General features: G+C 73.2%; 8 protein-coding genes. All 8 read right to left on the bottom strand.

Annotation, left to right across the window (positions count from 1 at the left end):
• Positions 1 to 16 precede the first annotated feature (16 nt).
• Positions 17 to 1,387: an amidase gene (locus A7B20_RS01880; RefSeq protein ID WP_102106860.1), complete on the bottom strand. Its 1,371-nt coding sequence runs from the start codon at positions 1,385 to 1,387 to the stop codon at positions 17 to 19.
• Positions 1,384 to 2,112 (bottom strand): thioesterase II family protein, encoded by a 729-nt coding sequence (locus tag A7B20_RS01875; RefSeq protein ID WP_102106859.1) that lies wholly within the window; start codon positions 2,110 to 2,112, stop codon positions 1,384 to 1,386. Before A7B20_RS01875 ends, A7B20_RS01880 begins: the two co-directional genes overlap by 4 nt.
• Positions 2,109 to 3,707 (bottom strand): cyclic peptide export ABC transporter, encoded by a 1,599-nt coding sequence (locus A7B20_RS01870; protein ID WP_102106858.1) that lies wholly within the window; start codon positions 3,705 to 3,707, stop codon positions 2,109 to 2,111. The genes A7B20_RS01875 and A7B20_RS01870 overlap by 4 nt, the downstream gene beginning before the upstream one ends.
• On the bottom strand, positions 3,704 to 4,366 hold the full coding sequence (locus A7B20_RS01865) for a 4'-phosphopantetheinyl transferase family protein (RefSeq protein ID WP_102106857.1): 663 nt from the start codon (positions 4,364 to 4,366) through the stop codon (positions 3,704 to 3,706). The genes A7B20_RS01870 and A7B20_RS01865 overlap by 4 nt, the downstream gene beginning before the upstream one ends.
• Positions 4,363 to 5,631 (bottom strand): class I SAM-dependent methyltransferase, encoded by a 1,269-nt coding sequence (locus tag A7B20_RS01860; RefSeq protein ID WP_102106856.1) that lies wholly within the window; start codon positions 5,629 to 5,631, stop codon positions 4,363 to 4,365. The genes A7B20_RS01865 and A7B20_RS01860 overlap by 4 nt, the downstream gene beginning before the upstream one ends.
• Positions 5,628 to 14,039, bottom strand: coding sequence for an SDR family NAD(P)-dependent oxidoreductase (locus tag A7B20_RS01855; RefSeq protein WP_102106855.1), 8,412 nt, complete (start codon positions 14,037 to 14,039; stop codon positions 5,628 to 5,630). Before A7B20_RS01855 ends, A7B20_RS01860 begins: the two co-directional genes overlap by 4 nt.
• Positions 14,039 to 18,106, bottom strand: a complete 4,068-nt coding sequence (locus tag A7B20_RS01850; RefSeq protein ID WP_102106854.1) for a non-ribosomal peptide synthetase — start codon at positions 18,104 to 18,106, stop codon at positions 14,039 to 14,041. Before A7B20_RS01850 ends, A7B20_RS01855 begins: the two co-directional genes overlap by 1 nt.
• Positions 18,103 to 22,814, bottom strand: a 4,712-nt coding sequence (locus A7B20_RS01845; protein WP_157937577.1) for a non-ribosomal peptide synthetase, incomplete at its 5' end; no start/stop codon positions are given. The genes A7B20_RS01850 and A7B20_RS01845, both read right to left, overlap by 4 nt.

The following is a 22,814-nucleotide window of genomic DNA, read 5'->3' as shown; positions in this document are numbered from 1 at the left end:
TCCTTGTGGGCTGGGACTATGTCGCGCCGCGTTCGGCGAGCGTCAAGTAAGGGGCGGGGCGATGCGGCGCGAAGGCCGCCTCGACCGCCGCGGCAATGGCCAGCAGGCGGCGCTCGGCCCCCGCGCGGGCGATGATCTGCAGCCCCACGGGCAGCCCGTCGACCACGTCGATCGGCAGCACGACCGCGGGACACCCGGTGAGGGACGCGAGGACGCAGCAGCCGATCGAGCCCTCGAGGTAGGGAAGCGACTTGTCGCCGGAGGCGATGCGGCGCGAGGCAAGGGGCAGGCGCGGCGGCGGGGCATGGACGAAGGCGGCGGTCGGCGTGACCGGGCAGATCAGCGCGTCGCGATCCGCCAGCACGGCGTCGAGCTGCGCTGTGACGGCCCGAAGGCTGCTCTCCGCATGGGCCGTGTCGCCGTCCGCCATGGCCCGCAGCATCGCGGCGCGGATCGTCCGGTGCGGCGCACCCGCGGCGAGACCGCGCAGGAGGGGACGCTGCCACGGTCTGACATGCGGTGCCGAGGGCGCACCCAGCGTCGCCCCGTAGGAGGCGAGGGCGGCGGGGACGTCGATCCCCTCGGCCCGCGACACCCCGTGCCCCGCCCGTTCCAGCCGGTCGCGCGCCAGGGCAAGCGCGGCCTCGGTCCTCGGGCAGAGCGGCAGGCCGAAGTCCGCCAGCATCGCCAGCCCGAGCGGCGCGGCGGCGGGCGTGGGCACGGGGCCCCCGGAAAGGGCGGCGAAGCCCTGCGAAAGGTCGGCAATATCCCGCGCCGTCAGCCCGAGCGCCTGGAACGGCGCGGGCGTGCCGCCCGGAAGGGGCGGAATGTGTCCGCCGAGGGGCCACAGGTCCTTCGATGTCTTGAGCGCGCAGACCCCGGTGAAGGCCGCGGGGATCCTGACCGATCCGCCCAGGTCGCTGCCGAGGTCCAGCCGCGATGCCCCGAGGGCGACCGCGACCGCACCGCCGCCCCCGCTGCCCCCGGCGGTGCGCGTCTCGTCCCACGGGTTCGGCGTGTCTCCGAAGATGGGGCTGCGGGTCTGGATGTCGCCGCAGAGCTCGGCCAGGTTCGTCTTTCCGATCAGGACCGCCCCGGTGTCGCGCAGCCGGGTGACCATCGCGGCGTCGGTTTGCGGGACGTGACCGGAAAGCGGCGGGTGGCTTGCCGTCGTCCTGAGCCCGGCTGTCTCGAAGGCATCCTTGACCGTCACGGGAACGCCGAAGAGCGGACCGTCGGGCCCCTCGGGCGCCCCCGGTGCCGGGGTGACGATGGCGTTCAGCCGCCGGGCCTCCGCCATCGCTCCCGATCCCGCCAGGCGACGGGCATGCAGCAGCCGGTCGCCCGCCCCGCGCGCCTCCGCGGCCAGAGCGGCCAGGTTGCTCATGCCAGCACCCCCCGCAGCGCGGCAAGGAATTGCGCCTGCTCCCCGTGGAGGAAGAAATGTCCGCCGTCGAACCAGTGCACCTTCCCCGGCGACCGGGTCTCGCGCAGCCAGCCCTCCAGATGCTCGGCCCCGACATGCGGGTCCGCGCGGCCGGCGAAGACATGGAGCGGCGGGCGAAGCGCGATGCCGGGGCGGAAGCGGTAGCGGTGCAGCATCTCGAAGTCGCTGCGCAGGGAGGGCAGCGCGATGGCCATGATCTCGGGATCGGCGAGGATCTCGGCGGGCGTCCCGCCCATCTCGCCCAGCCGGGCGACAAGCTCCGGATCGGGCAGATCGTGAAGCGGCTCGGGCTCCAGCATTCCCGGCCAGCGGCAGCCGGAGGCGACCATGACCTCGGGCAGGCGCAGGTGCATGAGGGTGGCGATCCGCGCCACCTCCAGCATCAGCACCGCGCCCATCGAATGGCCGAAGAAGGCCGGGCGTGCCGCCCCGTCGGCGGCGATCGCGGCGGCGATCGACATCGCCGCCTCGCGCATGTCGGTCAGGGCGGGTTCCCCGTGGCGCCATCCGCGCCCCGGCAGGTGCACGACGGACAGCTCGACATCCGGCCCGAGCCCCGCCGACCACGGCAGGAACGCGGCCGGGTTGCCGCCCGCATAGGGAAACACGTAGAGGCGCGTGCGCGCGCCGGGCTTCCTCACGGTCTGGAGCCAGTCCCGGGTCACGCCGCCTCCCCCAGGACCCGGCCCTCGGCCAGTTTCACCACCCGGTCCGCGGTGTCGAAGTAGGCGTCGTCATGGGTGATGACGATCACGCCCTTGCCGCGCGCCTTCAGGTCCGGCAGCAGGGTGCGATAGAAGACGTCCTTGAACGCCGGGTCCTGATCGGCGGCCCATTCGTCGAACAGGTAGAACGGCCGGTCCTCCAGGTAGGCCGCCACCAGCGCCAGCCGCTTGCGCTGCCCGCTCGAGAGGTCGGTGGTCGACAGCCGGCCCTCCGCCACGCTCACCTTGTGATCCATCCGGAAGCGGCGGATCAGGTCGCGCGCGTGCTCCTCCATCGCGGGATCGTCGCTGCCGGGCAGATGCTCGAACAGGTGGAAGTCCGAGAACACGGCCGAGAACGCGCCACGGTAGGCGCCGAGTGTTTCGGGCGAGATCGAAAGACGGTCGGCGGTGATCCGTCCCCGGTCGGGTGTGAAGAGCCCGCACAACAGCATCGCGAGCGTCGTCTTGCCGCTGCCGTTGCCGCCGACCAGGAACAGGATCTCGCCGCGCGAGACGGTCAGGTCGAGGGGGCCGAGGGTGAACTCGCCGTCCTCGGCCTCCGAGGTATAGCTGTGGGTGACGCCTTCGAGTGCGATGCGCTGCGGATCGAGCGGGCGGGCCGGCGCGGCGTCTGCCACGTCGGCGAGATCCGCGCCAAGCTGCTCGATCCGGTCGAGCGCGACACCGGCCTGGCGCAGCGGCGGCAGGGCGATCAGGACTTCGGACACCGGCTTGACGAGGTAGAGGATCAGCAGGACCACCGGCAGCAGGTCGGTCGAGGACACGCCGGACAGGCCGAAGAGGACGACCCCGATCACCAGGTAGAACAGGCTGTTGCCGATGTTCGTGACCCAGATGTAGGCCGAGGTCGCCGCGACGTACTCGCGGGCCACGGCCCCGGCGGCGGGGCCGAGCACGCGGTCGACGAAGGCCTTTCCGCGCTGCTGGTTCAGTTGCAGTTCCTTGGCCCCCTCGATCACCGCGCGCTGGTGGATGTAGAGCGTGTCGATATCGGCGCGTAGCTGCGCGAGGCGGATCAGCGGGCCGCGTTCGGCCAGGCGGAAGGCGGCCGCCCCGATCACCAGGCAGGCGAGCACCGCCGCGCAGATCCGCCAGTTCTCGATCGCCATGTAGGCGAAACATCCCAGCATCATCAGGAGATTGCCGATGATCAGCGGGATCAGCTGGACCGACCCGGAAAAGGCATCGACGTCCCGGGTCTGGATCGTGAGGAGCGGCTGCCGGCCGATGGCCCGAAGCCGGTGCTGCGGCGTGGCCAGCACTCGGTGGCCCAGCCGGATGCGAAGGGCGAGCGCGATGCTCTGGGTCAGCCGGATCAGCTGCGTGCCCGACATCACCCGCAGCGCGGCATGCCCCACCGTCGCGGCGAAGAACAGGACCGCCATCCAGATCGTGCGGTCGTCGGTCTGGAGCGCCCGGCTGACGACGATGGCCATCGCCGCGGCGCTGGCCCCGCTGCCGACGCCCAGAAGGATCGCCCAGAGCGCGCGCCGCGGCTCGGCCCGGAAGAGATGCCGGATCAGCGCGATCATCGCGGCACCCGGACAAGCGTCAGGCACCCGGCCCCGTCCAGCCGGTAGAGCGCGTCGTAGGGCAGGCCGCCCTGCGACAGGTGCAGCCGGTCGGGGGACAGGCCCGTCACGGTGACGTCGTGGAACTCCAGGATCCTGTCCAGCCGGTGCGACAGCGCCTTGTAGAGCGCCTCCTTCGCCGAGAAGACCAGAGTCAGGAAGGCGGGGAAGGGCAGGGCGGCGGGTCGCTGCGCGGCTTCGGCGGGGGTCACGATCATCGCCCGAAGCTCGTGCGCCTGTCGCTCGCTCATGATGTCCTCGCAATCGACGCCGAGCCCCGCGAGATCGCGCGAGACGGCGGCGACGACGCGGGTGTCGGTATGGCTTATCGACCCGGCGGCGCCCGCGGGCCAGATCGGCGCGCGGCCCGCGCGGGTCACGGTCTCGGGCAGGCCGGCCTCGCGCAGGGCCAGGGCCGCGCAGATGCGCCCGGCCAGGAACTCGCTGCGCCGTTTCGGCACGGCCGCCAGAAGGTCGGGCGGAAGCGTGACCGTCACCGGGCCAGAGGGATCGCCGTCGTGGGTCATGGTGGTGGCGTCACGGCGGCTGAACCTGCCTTCGCGCCAGGCGAGGGACGGCAGGCCGAAAGGATTCCGCGTGATCAGTTCGCCCTCGATCATGTCGCCAGCAGGTAGGGGAAAGCGGGGGTGGTCAGCAAGACCCGCAGACGGGTCAGGCTGGCCGGATCGGTGGCTAGGCCCAGCTGCGCGACGATCTCGCCCATCGGGCGGGTGCCGTCGCAGGCGGCGTGGACCGCGCGGGCCGCGGCATCCGTCGGATCGCCCGGCTGGGGCAGGGTCGCACGGCTGTCGGACCGTTCGTAGCGCCCCTCGGCATTGCGCTGGAACCGGCCAAGGGGGGCCGAGGCGCGGCGGAATCGCCGGGTCAGGAAGTCAGCGTTGATCTCGGCGCGCGACGGTCCGGCTTCGGAGCCGGCGTAGAACCAGAGCATCGGCGAGGTTTCCAGCATCAGGAGGTTGGCGACCTGCCACCGGGCGACGTCGTCCAACGCGTCGAACGCCCGCGCCACCGGGCCCGCAGGCAGCGGCGGGTCCCAGCTGAAGCGCTGCGACAGGCGGTCGAACTGGTTGATGCAGGGTTGCAGAAGCGCAAGGCCCGCCTTCTTGCAGAGCGCGGCCAGGGTCTCGACGGTATAGCTGTATTCGACCGGCTGCAAAAGCGAGTCCGCGACGGCGGCCTCGGGCAGGTCGCGTTGCGCGGCAAGGAATGGGGCCATGCTGCCCGGCAGCCCGTCCGCCGCGATCAGCTCGGCCGTCATCTCCAGCCCGGCTTCCAGGAGCCCGCCGCGCCCGGTGGCCCCCGTCAGCAGGCGGATCGCCTTCTGGTAGGCGGTCGTCTGGGTCCGGTGGTAGTAGTTGTAGACCATGAGTTCGAGCACGCCGCGGGGCTTCAGCGCTCCGGCCAGCGCGCCCAGGGCCGCCTGCGGATCGGCCGTGTGGTGGATCACGCCGGTGCAGATCACCATGTCGAAGGCCCCCCGGTGGTGCGGGGAGTTCAGGCTGGCTTCCTCCAGCGTCAGGTTGGTGAGCCCGATCTGCTCGGCGCTGGACTGCGCGACCGCAAGCGACCGGGGCGAGATGTCGGTGCCGATCACCCGCGCGCCCGGAAAGCGCAGCGCGGTCAGGACCGCCTGGTTGGTGCCGCAGCCGGCGACCCAGATCGTCGCATCCTGCGGCACGCGGCCGTGGGAGAAGTCGCCCACCTCCTGGCAGGTGAATCGCGGCATGAAGGCGGGGTCGTCCAGTGCCGGCATGACCATGGGCGGCCAGGGATAGTTGAAGCGGCCGTAGAACGCGGCGTTCACCCGGTCGATCTCGGCCGCGTCCATGTCCGGTGCCGCGTTGAAGGACTGGAAATCCGTCATCCCGCGACCCTCTGCGACGTGCGCGCCGCCCCGATCGCCCGCGCGACAGCCTCCACCGCCGGCGGCTGGAGGATGCCGAAATGGTCGGCGCGGACCGTGGCGACGACCGCCTGCGGGCAAAGCGCCTGCCAGTCGGCCAGGCGGGCTGCGGCGCCGGGATGGGCCTCGGCCACGAACAGCCGCGTCGGCACCCGTACCCCGGGCTCCGGCCGCCAGCGGGCGAGCGCGCCGGTGTTGCGCTCCCAGGCCCGGCTCAGGCCCTCGAAATAGGGGTGGCTTCGCGGCGCCTCGGTGGGCAGCACCCCCAGCATCGTGCGGTGCGCGACCTCGGCCACGAAGTCGGTCGCCCGGGTCGGCTCCCCGGCGGACGCGCCCGGCGCGGGCGGGTCGATGAGGACGAGGTCGAGGATCCGCTCCGGGTCGATCTGCGCCATGGTGAAGGCGATGCAGGCGCCGAAGGACCAGCCCGCCAGCGACATCGGCCCGTCGACCAGGGCGAGGCAGTCGCGCGCCCGCCGCTCGATGTCGGCGGGCGGCGCCTCGGGGTCGAGGAGGCCCGGATCCTGCAGGCCCAGCACCGGGCGGCCCGGCGCCAGCCGTTGCGCCAGCACGCGGTAGGAGGCGACGTCGCCGCCGATGGGATGCACGAGCACGATGGGCGGGCCGATCCCGTCGCGCAGGCTGACCACGGGACCGGTCGGCGACGGCGCGGCGTCCAGCAGCGCTTCGAGCGTCCGGATGCTGAAGTCCCCCGACAGGGTCGAGGCCGGCAGGTCGATGCCGCGCGTGGACAGCGCCTCCAGAAGGTCGAGCCCCAGCAGGGAGTCCCCGCCCAGGTCGTAGAAGGAAGCCTGCGGATCGACTTCCGCCTGACCCAGCATCTGCGCGAAGAGCTCTGCGATCGAACTGTCCCGCGGGGCGACGGGGGGCGGAGCGGGCCGCGCCAGCGCCCCGAGCGGCAGCGGCGAGACGATTACCTGCGGCAGACCCAGTGCGAGCGCGTGGCGGAAGGCGCCCCAGGCCTCCTCCTCGGACAGCGCCCCGGCGTCGAGGGCGCGCGCGGCGTCGGCCATGCGCCCGCCGGTCTCGGCCAGCCGCGCCGACATCCCCGTTCCGCGCCAGGCGGGCCAGTTGACCGAGATGACGCGCGGGCCGGGCCCCGCATGGGCCTGGGCGCAGGCGTCGAGGGCGGCATTGGCCGCGCCGTAGTCGGGCTGGCCCGCCACGCCGACGACGGCGGAGAGCGAAGAGCAGAGCAGGATGAAATCCTCGGTCAGGGGCGCGAGATGTTCCAGCACGGCAAGGGTGCCCTGCTGTTTCGGCGCAAGGGTTTCGCGAAGCCGCGCCTCTGTCAGCAGCTGGGCGCTGCTGCCGCCGGGCACTCCCGCGGCATGGACGATACCGGCAAGCGGCCGGTCGCCAAGCGATCCGGCCAGTCGCGCCATGGCCCCGGGGTCGGTGACGTCCGCCGCGATCGCCTGTGCGCCGGGCACGCCCGCGCCGCTGCGGGATACGAGGATGACCTCGGTGCCGGGCACCGCGAGGATGCGACGGGCCAGCGCCTGCGCGATGCCGCCGCTCCCGCCGGTGATGAGGTATCGGCCCGCGCGGATGGCGAAGGCCGCAACATCGGGCGGCGCGGCGGGCGCCGTCCGGCATCGCCAGAGGCGGCCGCCGCGCAGCGCAAGCTGGACGAAGCCCTCGTCCGCGACATCGGGAAGCGCGCCGGCGTCGCCGTCGGTCGAGATCAGGCGCGGCGAAAGGCCCGGCAGTTCGGCGGCGACCGCGCGCAGATATCCCCCGAGCATCGCAAGCCCTGATGCGCCCGGCCCCTCCGGCCCCGGCCCCCCGGCCGCGACCACGCAGAGCCGGATGCGGGCGCGGTTCAGCGCGGCCCCGTGGCGCGCCAGCAGGGGAAGGAGCGTCGCGGGCCAGTCGGTGCCGACCGGCACGACGAGGTCGGCGTCCGGCGGCAGCGTCCCGCTATTCAGGTCGCGCGGACCGATCCTCGGCCGTGGCGTCGCCCGGTCGGGATGGATGCGGTGCCAGACCGGCACGCTGTACCAGTCGGCGGGCAGCAGTCGGGTCATGTCCGATGCGGCGGGGGCCTTAGGACCGCCCGCGACCGAGGGATGGAGGAACGGCCGGCGGTCGAAGGGGCGCGGCGGCAGGTCCCAGGCGGGTGGCATGCTGCCGGGGGGCGGCAGGTCGCTGGCCGAAAGGCCGCTGCACCACGCCTCGGCCAGGTCGGCGGCGCGTTGCGGGGCCGCGCCCCGGTGGATGACGGCCGCGCGCGGCGTGACCGACCTGAGGAGGGCCGCGGTCTCGTCCGGGTCGCCGCAGGGCACCGCCGCACGGAAGGGCAGGTCGCGTGCGGCGCGCCTCAGCGCGGCGGCGAGCCCGGCAAGGCTGCTGCCCGCCTCGATCCGCTCGGCAAGAGCCGCGGCGCGGCGGCGGAGCAGCTCGGCGCTGCGCTCGGCCAGGAGAAGCACGGGTGTCGCCACGGACGACGGTGCGGGCGCGGCGGGCGGCGGGGCCAGGACGACGTGTGCGTTGGTGCCCCCCATGCCGAAACTCGACACGCCGCAGAAAGGGCGTCCGGCGGGCCAGGGCCGGGCCTGGACGTGGACCGCGAAGGGCACGGCGCCGAAGTCGATCGCGGGGCTCGGTGCGTCGAAGCCGGGTGTCGGCGGCAGGGTGCCGTGGTGAAGGCCCAGCACCGCGCGGATCAGCCCGGCCACCCCGGCCCCCGCGCCAAGATGGCCGATCTGGCTCTTGACCGAGCCGAGGGCGATGGCGCCGGGCGCCTCGCCCGTGCAGGCGCGCGCCAGCGCCGCGACCTCGATCGGATCGCCGAGCGCCGTCGCGGTGCCGTGCGCCTCGACATAGCCGAGGTCCGCGGGCGCGATACCGGCCCGCGCCAGCGCCTCGGCGATCACCGCCGCCTGGCCGTCCTCGGACGGGGCGGTGAAGCCGACCTTGTTCGCGCCGTCGTTGTTGACGGCGGACCCCGCGACGACCGCCATCACCCGGTCGCCCGCGGCCAGCGCCGCGGCCAGCGGGCGCAGCACGACCAGACCCCAGCCGTTCGCGGGCACCGTCCCCGAGGCATCGGCCGAGAACGGCGCGCAGCGCCCGTCGGCCGAGAAGATGTGCCCCTCGCGGTAGGCATAGCCGTCGAGCGTGCCCAGATCGATGCAGACCCCGCCCGCGACGATGGCGTCCGCCTCGCCCGCGCGCAGCAGCCGGCACGCCTGGTGCACGGCGACGAGCGAGCTGGAGCAGGCCGTCTGGACGGTCAGCGCCGGGCCCCGCAGGTTCAGGTGGTGGGCAATCCGGGTGACGAGGAAATCCTTCTCGTGCAGCGTGGCGAGCGCATAGTCCGACAGGTCGCCCGCGCCGTGCCTGACCAGCGCGCGGTGATAGGTGTTCTCGCTGCTGCCCGCGATCAGCCCGATGCGCAGGCGCGCGGGGTCGAGCCCCGCGTGATCCAGCGCCTGCGCGGTCCCCATCATCAGGTGGCGCTGCTGCGGGTCCATCAGGCGGGCATCGCGATGGGTGATGCCGAACGCCTCGGGGTCGAAATCGGTGGGTCCCGTCAGGGCCGAGACGGCGTTGATGCGCCCGTCCGGTGCCGGTGGGCCGACCCTGATCGCCGAGGCCCCGGTGCGGATCATGTCCCAGAAGGCCGCGAGGTCGGGCGCCCCCGGCAGGTCCACGGCCATGCCGACGATGGCGATGGCGGTGTCGGCGGCCGCCGTGTCCGGCTGCGGGCCGGACCGGCCCACGTCGTCGGCGCCGGGCGCGATGTGGGCGGTCAGTTGCGAAAGCGTCGGCAGGCGGAAGAGGTCGACCAGCTCCAGCGCCGGTGCAACCCCGCGTCGCAGGGCCGCATGCACCTTCATCAACGCGAGAGAGCCCGCACCGGCGTCGAAGAAGTGCTGATCCGGGGAGATCCGGTATCCCAGCACCTCCTCGAAGATCGCCGAGAGGGCGTCCAGCGTCGCCGTCTCGCCCGCGGTGCCGCCTGCCGTCTCGTCCGCCACCGCATGCGCTGTCGCCGGGCTGGCCGCAGGCGGCTGGACGCCCGGACCTGGGAGCCCGGCAAGCAGCGCCTTGCGGTCGATCTTGCCGTTCGCGGTCAGGGGCAGGGACTGCGTCCGGATGCAGCGGGTCGGGCGCATGTGCCGCGGCAGCGCCTCGGCCAGCGCCGCCGTCACCCGGTCGACCCCGGCCGTGCCGGTGTAGAAGGCGACGAGCTGGTCCGTCCCTGCCACCGCCGCGGAGCTCACGCCTGCGACGGCCAGCATCGCCGCCTCGATCTCGCCGGGCTCGATGCGATAGCCGTTGAGCTTGAGCTGGTCGTCGGCCCGCCCGCGATAGACCAGCTCTCCGTCCGGAAGGCGCAGGGCGAGGTCCCCGGTGCGGTAGGCCGGCACACCCTCGAACGGCGCGAAGCGCGCGGCCGCGCCATCGCCGCCGCCGAGATACCCGGCGGCGAGACCGGTGCCGAGGATCGTGACCTCTCCGGTCTCGCCGGGCCGGGTACGGGTGCCGTCGGGGTTCAGAAGGATGATCCGCGCGCCCCGGATGGGCCGCCCGATGGGCATTGCGCCGCGCCAGTCGGGCACGCCGTGCGGACCGCCCGCCCAGGCGGTCGTGCAACCGACGGTCGCCTCGGTCGGGCCGTATTCGTTGACGATCCGGGCGCGTGGCAGGGCCTTCAGCGTTGCGCGGACCAGCGCGGTGGGCAGCTGTTCGCCGCCGACCACCAGGAGATGCGGCGCCGTGCCCTGGCGGTCGCCGAGATAGGCGAGCATCGCGCCAAGCTGGGCGGGCGTCAGCTTGAACAGCCGCGGCGCGTCGGCCAGGGCCTCGGCCGCCAGCGCCTCGATGTCGCCCTTCCGCAGAAGCCGGGCGGGCAGGCCCATGCAGAGGGGTCCAAGAAGGCTCGTCACCGTCGCGTCGAAGCCGAGCGCGGTGCTGACCACGCCGCCCGACAGGCCGCCCGACAGGCCGCCCGACCGGCCGGTGTCGCCGAGATAGGCCGCGCAGACGTGGTCGAGGTAGTTCGAGAGCGCGCGATGCGGAACCCTGACCGCCTTCGGGTCCCCGGAGGAGCCGGAGGTATGGATGAGATAGGCCGTCGCATCGGGATCGTGCAGCGGGAGCGGGCAGGTGCCGGCATGGCCGTCGGGGAGCAGGACGCCCACCTCGGGCGGGAGCGCCGCGCGGCCGTCGCCGACCGCCAGCCTGATCCCGGCATTCGTGGCAAGGCGGGCAAGACGGGCCGCCGGATCGTCCGGGTCGAGCGGCACATAGGCCGCCCCGATCCGCAGGATCGCCAGGAGCCCCGCCAGCATCCCGAACGAGGGAGGCAGGGCAAGCCCGATGTGGTCGCCCGGCCCGGCGCCCCGGGCGCGCAGGGCCGAGGCGAGGGCAGCCGCCTTCCGGTCGAGCGCCGCGAAGCTGACCGTCTCGGCCCCGCAGAGGACGGCGGGCGCGTCGGGGGTCTCCCTGACGTGGCGGTCGATGCGGCGCAGCAGGTCGGGCTGGGGCCGGAGGTCCGACAGGGTGGTCGCCCCGGTGGCCACGTCCGATGCCGTGGCGACGAAGAGTTTGGCCAGCGTCGCGGCCTCATTCTCGGGGAACTGCGCCAGGTCGTGTTCGACCTCGCACCTCAGGCCCTCCGGCGTGACCGTCGCGAACAGCGTCAGGGGGAAGCGCGGATCGACGCGCTCGGGGTGGCGGAAGGTGGCAGAGAGGCCCGGCAGCCGGTAGTCGGTGTTCTCGAGGACGAACATCGTCTCGAACGGCAGTCCGTGCTGGCCCGCCTCGCGCAGATCGGCGAGGATGTGCTCGAAGGCCACGTCGTGTTCGTTGCGCATCCGGGCGGCCTCGGCCTCCGCCTCCGCGAGCCAGGTGTCGAGCGTCGAGTCCGGGTCGATCTCGAAGCGGCAGAGCTGGGTGTTCACGAACATGCCGACCGTGTCGTCGAAGCCCGGCGGACGCAGCCCGACCGGCACGCCGACCGAGAGGCGGGTGCCGTGGCCCGACCGCCAGAGCGTCAGTGCGTAGATGCCAAGGAGGACCGGAAACAGCGGCCGCCTCCCTGCGCGCGCGAGGTCGCCCAGCGCGTCCAGCACCGGGCGCGGAACCAGGGCGTGACGGATGCGCCCCGATCCCGGGGCGGGCAGGTACGTCTGGTCGGCCAGGGGCACGGGCAGGCTTGCGACGTGTCGGGCGCGCCTGCCGCGGCGGGCCCGGTAATCGGCGCTTTCGAAAAGCTCTGCCTGCAACGCGGGATAGGGCGCGTAACTGCCCGGTGGGGGCGGCGTCTCGCCCCGGTAGAGCGCCGCGAGATCGGCCAGGAGAAGGTTCAGCGAGGCGCCGTCGACGGTGACATGGTGACAGGCGACAAGCAGGGTCGATCCGATCAGCCCGGCACGCAGCAACCGCCCCTCGGCAAGGTCGAAGGGCCGCGCGAAGAAGCTTTCCTCGTCGACGGGATTTTCCAGTGCGACAGGCCAGGGGGCGAGGGTGTCCACCATCAGGCCGCTTTCGGTCGGAACGAAGGCCGAGCGCAGTGCCCCGTGCCGTGCGACCAGCACGCCGAGCGCGGCGGTCATCCGGTCGGCATCGGGGGCGGCGTCGAGGTCGAACCTGAGCTGGATCGTGTAGGCGGTGGAGCGCGGCTGAAGCTGCTGGGCAAGCCAGAGGCGCTGCTGCTCGGACGCCGCGGGATGGCGGTCGCCCGGAGCCACGCGCGGCCGTGGCACGGCGCGACCGGCCGCCGCCAGCACCTCGGCCAGCGGCCGGTCGGACAGGATATCGGCGATCGCGACAGCCTTGCCCCGCGCGTGCCATTCGGCCGCGAGCCGGGCGGCGGCCAGGGAATCTCCGCCAAGTTGCAGGAAGCTGCGGGTGGGGTCCATGTCCTTGCCGTCCCACGGGGCGGGCCCGTGGGCGCGAAGCGCGGCGCGGTCGAGCTTTCCGTTCGCCGTGAGCGGCAGGGAGGGCAGTGATACAAACACCTGCGGCAGCATGTAGTCCGGCAGCGCCTGCGCCAGATGCGCGCGCAGCGCGGGTTCGTCCCGCGCGTCGCCCACCACGAAGGCACGTAGCCGACCGTCGGCGCCGACCTCGGCCGCGGCCTGCGCGACGCCGGGATGGGACAGGAGCCGCGCCTCGACCTCGGCCAGCTCGATCCGGTGGCCGCGCAGCTTGACCTGCCGGTCGCGCCGCCCGCCGCATTCGAGCACGCCGTCGCGCCAGCGCCCCAGGTCGCCGGTGCGGTAGAACCGCGCGTCGCCGTGGCCCGGCAGCGTCACGAACCGCGCGGCGGTCTCGTCGGGCTGCCCGAGATAGCCGTCGCTGACGCCGCTGCCGCCGATCAGGATCTCGCCCCAGTCGCCCTCGGCCGCAGGAGCGTCGCCGGACAAGAGGACGACCGGCGTGTCGCGCAGCGGCGTGCCGATGGGCACGCGCGGGGGGTGGTCCGCGCCCGCCCATTCGGCGGCGCGCATCCGGTGGCAGACGGCGAAGGTCGTGCACTCGGTCGGCCCGTAACCGTTCACCAGCAGCAGGCCGCTGTCCGGCCGGGCCGCGAAAAGGCGGTGGACGTGGGTGGGACTCGCTGCCTCGCCGCCCGCCACGATCCAGTCGAGCCGGTGCAGGGTTCCGGGGTCGAGGTCGACCAGCAGGTTGAAGAGGCTCGTGGTCAGGAACGCCCCGCCGGTGCCGCTGTCGCGGAGCCGCGCAGAGAGCCGCGCGGGGTCCAGCGCATTGTCGCGGTCGACGATGACCAGCGTCGCCCCGTTCAGCAGCGCGCCCCAGACCTCGAAGCTGAAGGCATCGAAGGCGGGGTTCGCCATGTGCGCGATGCGGGTCGTCGGCGCGATCGGCACATAGTCGGGCCGATGGGCCATGCGGATGATCCCCGCCTGGCCGATCCGCATCAGCTTGGGCCGCCCGGTGGTGCCGGAGGTGTGGAAGATGCAGGCGGGGCGGGCGGGGTCCGGCCGCGGCAATGGGCCCGGGCCGTCCGTCAGCGCGCCGAGCACGGTCCAGGGGCCCTCGGGCAGCGGCGGCAGACCGGCATCGCCCAGCACGTATCCCGCGCCGCTGCGGGTCAGCATGTCGGCAAGGCGCGGGGCGGGCTGGGACGTGCCGGCCATGAAGGCGGTGCCGCCGGCCTTCAGCACCGCCAGAAGCGCCGCGATCAGCCGGGGCGACCGGTCCATCCGCAGGGCCACGACCGTGCCCGGCCCGACGCCCCCGGCGACGAGCGCGCGCGCCATGCGGTCGCTGTCGCGGTCGAGCCCGCGGTAATCCGGCCCGCCGTGGATGGCGGGATGGTCGGGGGCACGCGCGACCTGTGCGGCGAAGAGCGACAGCAGACCCTCCATCACCGCGCCTCCCGCGGCATCAGCCGTCCGTCCAGCACGCCGGCGATGATCCGCGCGACGCGGCCGACGTCCGGATCCTCGAGCGTGGTCGAATGGTCCCCGCCCACCACCTTGAACAGGAACGCACCCTTCGCCCGCAATTGCCAGAACAGCCGCAGGTAGCGCAGCTGGTCCCGGTCGCGGCCCCGGATCGCCTGCACCAGCAGGACCCGGCCATCGGTCCGCCGGAAGGTCCAGCGCCGGGAACACAGGGTGTTGTGGTTGTAGAGCCGGTGATAGCGTTCGATCTGCGCGTCGTCGATGCCGGGGTACATGCCGTTGTAGGTCACCAGCTTCGCGCGGAACTCGGCCGCGTCCGAGACCTTGTCGTCGGCGGTGATCGCCGGATCGTCCGAGCCCATCGCGTCGAGCACCACGGCTGTCGCGTTGTCGTTGCCCTCGAGCTTCAGCCGCCGGACCATCTCGTAGGCGACGAAGCCGCCGAACGAGGCGCCGGTGATGACGCAGGGCCGGTCAAGCAGGGGGCGGACGAGGCCGATGTAGTGATCGGCCATCGCGCCGATATCCGGCAGCGGCGTTTCGCCTTCGTGGACGCCGACGGACTGCACCCCATAGACGCCGAAGCGGTCCGGCAGTTTCCGGGCGAGCGACAGGTAGGCGAAGGCGGTGCCGCCGCCGGGATGGATGCAGATGACGTTCACGTCCCCCGCGCCCTTGCGGAACACGATGGGGTTCTGCGGCTTGCCGCCCCTGCCGCCGGACCGCAGGACGCCCCCGAGCGCCTCGATCGTGGGGTGCGCGACGATGTGGGTGACGGGCAGCGCGGTGCCGAAGGCCGCGTTGATCCGGTGCATGATCTTGATCGCGGACAGCGACGTGCCGCCCACGGCGAAGAAGTTGTCGCGCAGCCCGATGTCGGGATGCAGAAGCACGCCCGTCCAGATGTCGTAGAGCCGGTGTTCGATGTCGTCGCGCGGGCTTGCGGTATTGACCTGGACGGGCCCCCCGGGCGCGAGCGCGGCGAGGGCGCGCCGGTCGATCTTGCCACGATCGGTCAGCGGCAGGTCGTCGATCCAGACGAAGCGCTGCGGCATCATGTAGGCGGGCATGGCCCGGGCGAGGGCGGCGCGGACGGCCTCCTCCAGCGGCGGCACACTCCGGCCGCTCTCGGCCGCGACATAGGCGACGAGGTGCGCGGCGGGCCCCTCGGCCACGTCGACGAAGGCGTTGCGCACGCCGGGCTGCGCCAGGATCGCCGCCGCGACCTCCTGCGGCTCGATCCGGAAGCCGCGGATCTTCACCTGCGCGTCGTTCCGGCCCAGGCACTGGATCCGCCCGTCGCTGCGCCAGCGGGCAAGGTCTCCGGTCCGGTAGATCGTCTCGTGGCCGGGCCGGGGATAGGGATTGGGGACGAATTTCCGGGCGGTCTCCTCGGGCCGGTTGAGGTAGCCGGGGCTGACGAACGGTCCCGACAGGCACAGTTCGCCGACCGCCCCGCGCGGAACCAGATGCCCGGCGGGATCGAGGATGTAGGCGTTGGTGTTCGGCGCGGGCCGCCCGATGGGGATCGGCGCCTCTTCGTCCGGGGCGATCGTCGTGCCGATGGTGATGCACGAGGCCTCGGTCGGGCCGTAGAGGTTGACCAGCGGCACGCCGCAGTCGCGCGGCAGGCAATAGCCCTGAAGCCGGTCGCCCGCGGTGAAGGCGTAGCGCAGGCTGGTCGGCGGTTTCAGCCCGGAGGCGAACAGTGCCTCCAGCAGCCCCGTCGGCGCGTAGAAGTGGGTGGGCCGGATCCGGTCGAGCGCCGCCTGCATGCGCGCGGGGTCCAGCACCTCGTCCTGCTCGAGGATCGCGACGGTACCGCCCGCGCCGAGCGTCGGCCAGAACTCCCACTGGATCGCGTCGAAGCCCGGGTTGGAGAGGACCGTCTGGATGCAGTCCGGGCCGCGGCGGTTGTCCTCGACCTGCCAGCGGACCATGTTCGTCAGGCCGAGCGCGGTGTTCGGGATGCCCTTGGGCAGGCCGGTCGTGCCCGAGGTATAGGCGATGGAATAGACGTCGTGGGCCGTCGCGGGAAGGTTCGTGTCGGGAAGGCTTCGCCACGGCGCGTCGTCGTCGATGGCGATCGCGCCGGGCAGGGCCGCCACCTCTTCCAGCGCGTCGACCGTCAGCGTGACCCGCGCGCCGCTGTCATCGAGGATGGCGGCGATCCGGGCCGCGGGGATGTCGACCGGTACGAGGACATAGGCCGCCCCTGCCTTGGTCGTGGCCAGCATCGCCTCGATCAGGTGCCGGTTGCGCCCGGTCGCGAGGGCGACGCGGTCGCCGGGCGACACGCCGAGCGCCTGCAGGTGGCGCGCCAGCCGGTTGGCCCGCGCGTTGAGCGTGGCATAGGTCCAGGACCGGTCCTGCCACATCACCGCGGTCCTGTCCGGCGTCTCGGCCACCCGCGCCTCGACCATCCGGTGCGGCGCGGGGGGGGCCGGCCCGTCGTCGCGCGGGGTCCCGGTGCCGAGCGCCAGCAGCGTCTCGACCTCCGCCGCCGACAGCAGCGGCAGGTCCGCGATGCGCCGCTCCGGGTCGGCGGCGATGGCGTCGAGCATCGCGAGGAAGGCCCGGTTGAAGCGCGCGACGGTGTCGTCCTCGAACAGGTCCGTGGCATAGTTCCAGTCGAGCGGCAGCGCGCCGGGAATGTCGGCCACGCCCAGGGACAGCTCGAACTTGACGGTGTCGAGCGGGCTTTCCCGCGGCTCGAAGCGCACGCCGCGCACCGTCTGGCCGCCGGTGCCCTCGTCCGGGCGTGTCATCAGGAAGGTCAGCTGGACGATCGGCGCATGCGAAAGGCTGCGGCGCGGATTGACGCGCTCCACGATGGCCTCGAACGGCAGGTCCTGGTGGGCCATGCCCTGCGCGACCGCCTCGGCGCAGGCGGCGAGGAAATCGGAAAAGCGCTCCTCTTGCGAAAGGCGCGACCGGAGCGGCAGCGTGTTGACCAGGAACCCGACGACCTGCTTCAGCTCGTCGCGGTGGCGTCCGGCGACAGGCGTTCCGATGACGACATCGTCCTGTCCGGACAGGCGGTGGACCAGGGCCGCGTAGGCGGCATAGAGCAGCACGAAGAGCGTGACCCCGCGGTCCCTGGCCATCCCGCGCAGCCTGTCCGCCGTCGCCTGCGGCACGGTGCCGGCCAGCCGTCCGCCCTCGACCCCGCGAACCGGAGAGCGGGGACGGTCGAGCGGAAGGTCATGCAGTTCCGGCGCGCCCTTCAGGGTTTCGGCCCACCAGTCGCCAAGCGCGGGACCCTGCCGTTCCAGCGTGCGGCGCTGCCAGCGGGCGAAGTCGGTGAACTGCAGGGCGGGGGGCGGCAGGTCGGCCCCCTCGTAGAGCGCGACAAGCTCGCCCAGAAGCACGCCGCAGGACCAGCCGTCGGTGGCGATGTGGTGGAGCGTCAGGAGGAGGTGGTGCTCGGTCGGCGCGATCTTCAGCAGCCGCGCCCGCAGGACCGGCCCGGTGGCAAGGTCGAAGGGCGTCCGCGCCTCCTCGATCCGGGCGGCGTCGAGCTGTCCGGCGGCGTCCGCGGCGCCCGACAGGTCGGTGAGCGGCAGGTGCAGCGGAACGGGCGGCAGGACCTTCTGCACCACGCCGCCCGCCTCGCCGCCGTCATCCGTCGCGACATAGACCGTGCGCAGGATGGCATGGCGCGCCACGATTCCGTCCAGCGCCCGCTCCAGCGCCGCGACGTCCAGGGGGCCGGTCAGCCGGACCGAGATCGGGACGTTGTACATCGCTCCCGCGGTCTCCATCCGGTCGATGATCCACAGCCGCGACTGCGAGAAGGACAGCGGTTCGGCGTCGGACGGCGGGGCGGGGAGGATCGGATCGCCCTTGGCGCGGGCGTCCTCGGCCAGCTGCGCCAGCCACGCCACGATCGCGTCGCGTTCGCTCCGGATCCGGTCGAGCAGCGCGGGCGGCACCGGCCCCCTGGAGTCAAGCGCCAGCCTTCCGCCCTTCAGCGACAGTCGGACACCGCTCTGCCGGGCGTCCTGGAGGATATCCGAAATGGTCATAGCAGGATGGTTTCCGTTTCGCTGTCGGTGTCGTTGTCGGGTGAGGCTCCTTCGGGCGGAGCCTCGATCATCTCGCGGATACCGTCGATGGCCATCGCGAGGCCGGCCAGGTCGGGCACCGCCATGAAGGTGCGGAGCGATACCGTCACCCCGAGATCGCGCTGGACCCGCGCCAGCATCCGCAGCAGCGACAGGGAATGGCCGCCGAGGCGGAAGAAGTTGTCGTCGCGGCCCACCTGCTCCACCCCCAGAAGCTCGGCCCAGAGCCGCGCCAGCGCCACCTCGGTCGCGGTCCGCGGCGGCTGCGCGGCGGAGGGGCGGCGGTCCGGCGAGGGCAGGGCCCTGCGATCCACCTTGCCGTTCGGCGTCAGCGGCAGGGCGGGCAGGGTCACGAGATGCTGCGGCACCAGCTGGGCGGGAAGACGCCGCGCCAGGGCGGCCCGCAGCCCCGCCGCGTCGCCGTTCCAGCCGACCAGCCAGGCGGTGAGCGCGGGTTCGCCGTTGGCGTCCGGCGGCGCCATGACGACGGTCTCGGCGATCCCGCAGGCGCGGATCGCGGCCTCGATCTCGCCCGGTTCGATGCGGACTCCGCGCACCTTGATCTGGTCGTCGCTACGGCCGAGGTAGTCGATCGCGCCGTTCGGCAGATACCGCGCCCGGTCGCCCGAGCGGTACATCCGCGCGCCGGGTGGCCCGAACGGATCCGGCACGAAGGCCTCCGCCGTCAGGTCGGGCCGGTTCAGGTAGCCGCGCGCCAGGGCGACGCCGCCGATGTAGAGGTGCCCGGCCACCCCCAGCGGCACCGGGTTAAGCGCGTCGTCGAGGATGTAGATCGCGACGTTGTCGATCGGCCGCCCGATCGGCACGCCCGGCCCGGTGCGCGGATCGTCGGCGTGGCAGGGCCAGTGCGTCACGTCGACCGCGGCCTCGGTCGGGCCGTAGAGGTTGTGCAGCGCGATGCCCGGCAGGATGCGTTCGAGGCGGTCCTGCGTGGACCGCGCAAGCGCCTGGCCCGAACACATGACGACGCGCAGACCGGCAAGATCGGCGGGATCGGCGAGGGCCAGCGCGGTGTCCAGCATCGGCGGCACGAAATGCGCCACGGTGACGCCCTCGGCGCGGACCAGGCCGGAGAGGTAGCCGACGTCCAGGTGACCGCCGGGCCGTGCGATGACCAGCGCCGCCCCGGCGATCAGCGGCAGGAAGATCTCGCTGACCGAGACATCGAAGCCGCAGGGCGTCTTCTGCACGATCCGGTCGGCCGGGGCGATCGCCAGCGCTTCCCTCTGCCAGAGCATCCGGTTCACGATGGCGCGGTGCCCGACCATGACGCCCTTCGGCTTTCCCGTGGAGCCGGAGGTGTAGATGACATAGGCGAGGCTGCCCGGCGTGGCGGTGGGCGGGGGCGGCGTGGCGGGCAGCGCCGGGTCGGGCTCGGGGGTGAGGAGCGGTGCGTCGGTGAGGCGGGACAGGCGGGCGTGGCGGTCCGCCTCGGCGACGACGAGCGCGGGGGCGGCGTCGGCCAGCATGAAGGCCAGCCGCTCGTCCGGGTGGTCGGGGTCGAGCGGCAGGTAGGCGGCGCCGGCCTTCAGCACGGCGAGGATTGCCACGATCATGCCGGGACCGCGCGCGGTGCAGATGCCGACGGCGCGCTCGGGGCCCGCGCCCTGCGCGATCAGCCCGTGGGCCAGCCGGTTCGCCTCGGCCTCGAGGGCGGCGTAGCGGAGGCTCCGCCCCTCGAAGCGCAGCGCGACGCGGCCCGGATGCCGCGCGGCCATCGCCTCGACAAGACCGTGGAGCGTCTGGCCCGCCTCGGCAAAGGCACGGCCGGTGGCATTCCAGCCCGCCTGCTCGGCCAGCTCTCCCGGGTCCAGGGGCAGCCGGGCCGGGGCCTGCGGGTCCTCTGCGATCCGCTCCAGTGCCCGCGCATAATCCGCCGCGATGCGCCGCACCACGCCGCCGTCGACCCGTGCCGGATCATGCGCGAAGGTCAGCACCAGCCCGCCCCCGGCCGTGACGGCGGTCACGCCGAAGGCGAAGTTCGTCGCCTCGAACGCCTCGACTTCCAGCACCCGTGTCGCCCGGTCCTGCACCATCTCGTGCACGTGGAAGTCGATGTGGTTGAAGACGACGTCGAAGGGCGCCTCGTGGCCCAGGTCCTCGACGATCTGCGCCAGCGGATAGAACCGGTGCGCCGTCAGTTGCCTCTCGGCCTCGAAGGTGCGCAGGACGAGATCCCGCCAGCCTTCGGCGCGCAGGCCGATCCGGAGCGGGAGGGTGTTCAGGAACAGGCCCAGGACCTTCTCGGCGTCGGGCATCTCGGTCCTCGTATGGGTCACGAGGCCCGTCGTCACGTCCGCCGTCCCGCCCCAGACCGCCATGACCCGCACATGCGCCGCAAGGAGGACGGAGCGCAGCGGCACCCCCATCCCGGCGGCCAGATCGCGCAGGCGGCGCGCGGCATCGGGATCGAGCGCGATCCGGACCGGCCCGGCCGGGGCCGGGCCGTCCAGCGGTTTCGGAAGCTGCAACGGGGTCTGGTCCCGCAGCGCCGCCTGCCACCATGCGGACTGGGCGGGATCGAGAAGCGCGTGATGCTCGGCCGCGATGCTGGCCGAGACATCGGAGCGCAGGGGCGCCGCCCCCGCGTCCTCGCCGGCCCTGAGCCGGGCCCATGTGTCCAGCAGCTCGACCTGCAACGACGCGACGCTCCAGCCGTCGAGGATCGCGTGGTGGAAGCCGAGCGTGATCTGGACATCGCCGGGCCCGCGCAGGTGGACCATGAGACGCAGGTAGGGCGGCCTTCGCATCTCGAACGGGGTGGCCTTCTCGGCGGCGATCGCCTCGGCGATGGCGCTTGACTGCGCCTCCGGCGGCAGGGCCGAGATGTCGGTGACGGTCAGCGGCAGGTCGAGACGCGCGTGGATCAGTTGCAGCGGGCGGGAGAACCGCGCGAGGTCGAACTCCGCCCGCAGCATCGGATGACGCCCGGCGATGACGGCCAGGGCCTGCCGGAAGCTCGGCTCGTCCCACGCCATCGCCAGGCGGAAGCTGAAGACGTCATGGTAGAGCGCCGCGTCGGGGTCGGCTTCGGCATGGAAGATCATGCCGAGCTGCAGCCGCGTCATCGGCCAGGCGGCTTCGATCCCCGGCGGAAGCAGGGCGACATCGGATGGCGGCAGGGGGGGCAGGGGCGGCAGGTCGGTGTCCCGCTGCGGCGCCTCCGCCCCGGGGCTCGGGAGCCGGGCGATGGTCTGGTGGCGGAACAGGTCGTCGAGACCGAGCGGAATGCCCTCGTCCCGTGCCCGCGCGGCGACGGTGACCGCGCGCATGGAATCGCCGCCGATGGCGAAGAAGTTGTCGTCGATCCCGACGCGGGGGAGTCCCAGCACCTCCTGCCAGATCGCGGCCAGCGTCGTCTCCCGCGCGGTCCGGGGGGCGGTGTAGGGACGGTCGGTTTCCGGCGCCGGATCGGGCAGGGCGGCGCGATCGGCCTTGCCGTTCGGCGTCAGCGGGATCGTCCCGACCGCCACGAACGCGGCCGGGACCATGTAGCCGGGCAGGCGGGCGGCCAGCGCCTCGCGCAGGTCCGTGTCGCTGCGGGACGAGCGGTGCCATGCGACCAGCCGCCCGTCGCGCAGGTCGACCACGGCCTCGGCCACGCCCTCGACGGCGAGAATCGCGGCCTCCACCTCGCCCGTCTCGATCCGGAAGCCGCGGACCTTCACCTGGGCATCGCTCCGCCCGACATAGCGAAGGCCGCCGTCCGCCGTGACCTGCGCCAGGTCGCCGGTGCGGTAGAGCCTGCTGCCCGGCGGGCCGTAGGGGTCGGGGACGAAGCGCTCGGCGGTCAGGTCGGGCCGGTTCAGGTAGCCGCGCGCCAGCCCCGCCCCCGCGACGAACATCTCGCCCGTGATCCCCGGCGGGACCGGGTTCATCCCGGCGTCGAGCACGCGCACCGCCAGATCGGCGAGGGGGTCGCCGATGGCGCCCGGCCCCGTCCCTTCGTCCAGCGCCAGGTGGGGGACATGCACGGTCGTCTCGGTGATCCCGTACATGTTGACGAGTGTGGGGCGCGCCGTTCCGTGGGCCGCGAACCAGGGCGCCAGCGTCGCGATGTTCAGCGCCTCGCCCCCGAAGACGATCCGGCGCAGGGCGAGGGGGGCCGGGTCCGGCTGCGACAGGCGGGCGTCGGCCAGCTGGCGGAAGGCCGACGGCGTCTGGTTCAGGATGGTCACACGCTCCTCGACCAGGAGGCGGTGGAAGCTCCGCGGATCGCGCGAGGTCAGCCAGGGCACGATCACCAGGGTGCCGCCGTGAAGGAGCGCCCCGAAGATCTCCCAGACAGAGAAGTCGAAGGCGTGGGAATGGAACAGCGTCCAGACATCTTCGGGGCCGAAGCCGAACGCGGCCTCGCTCGCCGTGAAGAGGCGCACGACGTTCCCGTGCCCGACCATGACGCCCTTGGGTCGGCCGGTGGAGCCGGAGGTGTAGATGACGTAGGCGAGGGTGTCGGGGGTCGCGGTGGGGGCGGGCGGCGTGGCGGGGAGGGTCGGGTCGGGGTCGGGGGTGAGGAGCGGCGCGTCGGTGAGGCGGGACAGGCGGGCGTGGCGGTCCGCCTCGGCGACGACGAGCGCGGGGGCGGCGTCGGCCAGCATGAAGGCCAGCCGCTCGTCTGGGTGGTCGGGGTCGAGCGGCAGGTAGGCGG

Origin of the sequence: Oceaniglobus roseus (genome assembly GCF_002869745.1) — a bacterium.
In the GTDB taxonomy this organism is placed as follows: domain Bacteria; phylum Pseudomonadota; class Alphaproteobacteria; order Rhodobacterales; family Rhodobacteraceae; genus Oceaniglobus; species Oceaniglobus roseus.
Note: the sequence above shows the minus strand (reverse complement) of the source record. Positions and strands in the feature narration are given on the sequence as shown.

Bases quoted from the DNA above. Each gene is read 5' to 3' on its own strand.
- A7B20_RS01880 (WP_102106860.1), bottom strand. From the start codon at position 1,387: ATGAGCAACCTGGCCGCTCTGGCCGCGGAGGCGCGCGGGGCGGGCGAC.
- A7B20_RS01870 (WP_102106858.1), bottom strand. From the start codon at position 3,707: ATGATCGCGCTGATCCGGCATCTCTTCCGGGCCGAGCCGCGGCGCGCG.
- A7B20_RS01865 (WP_102106857.1), bottom strand. From the start codon at position 4,366: ATGATCGAGGGCGAACTGATCACGCGGAATCCTTTCGGCCTGCCGTCC.
- A7B20_RS01860 (WP_102106856.1), bottom strand. From the start codon at position 5,631: ATGACGGATTTCCAGTCCTTCAACGCGGCACCGGACATGGACGCGGCC.
- A7B20_RS01855 (WP_102106855.1), bottom strand. From the start codon at position 14,039: ATGGAGGGTCTGCTGTCGCTCTTCGCCGCACAGGTCGCGCGTGCCCCC.
- A7B20_RS01850 (WP_102106854.1), bottom strand. From the start codon at position 18,106: ATGACCATTTCGGATATCCTCCAGGACGCCCGGCAGAGCGGTGTCCGA.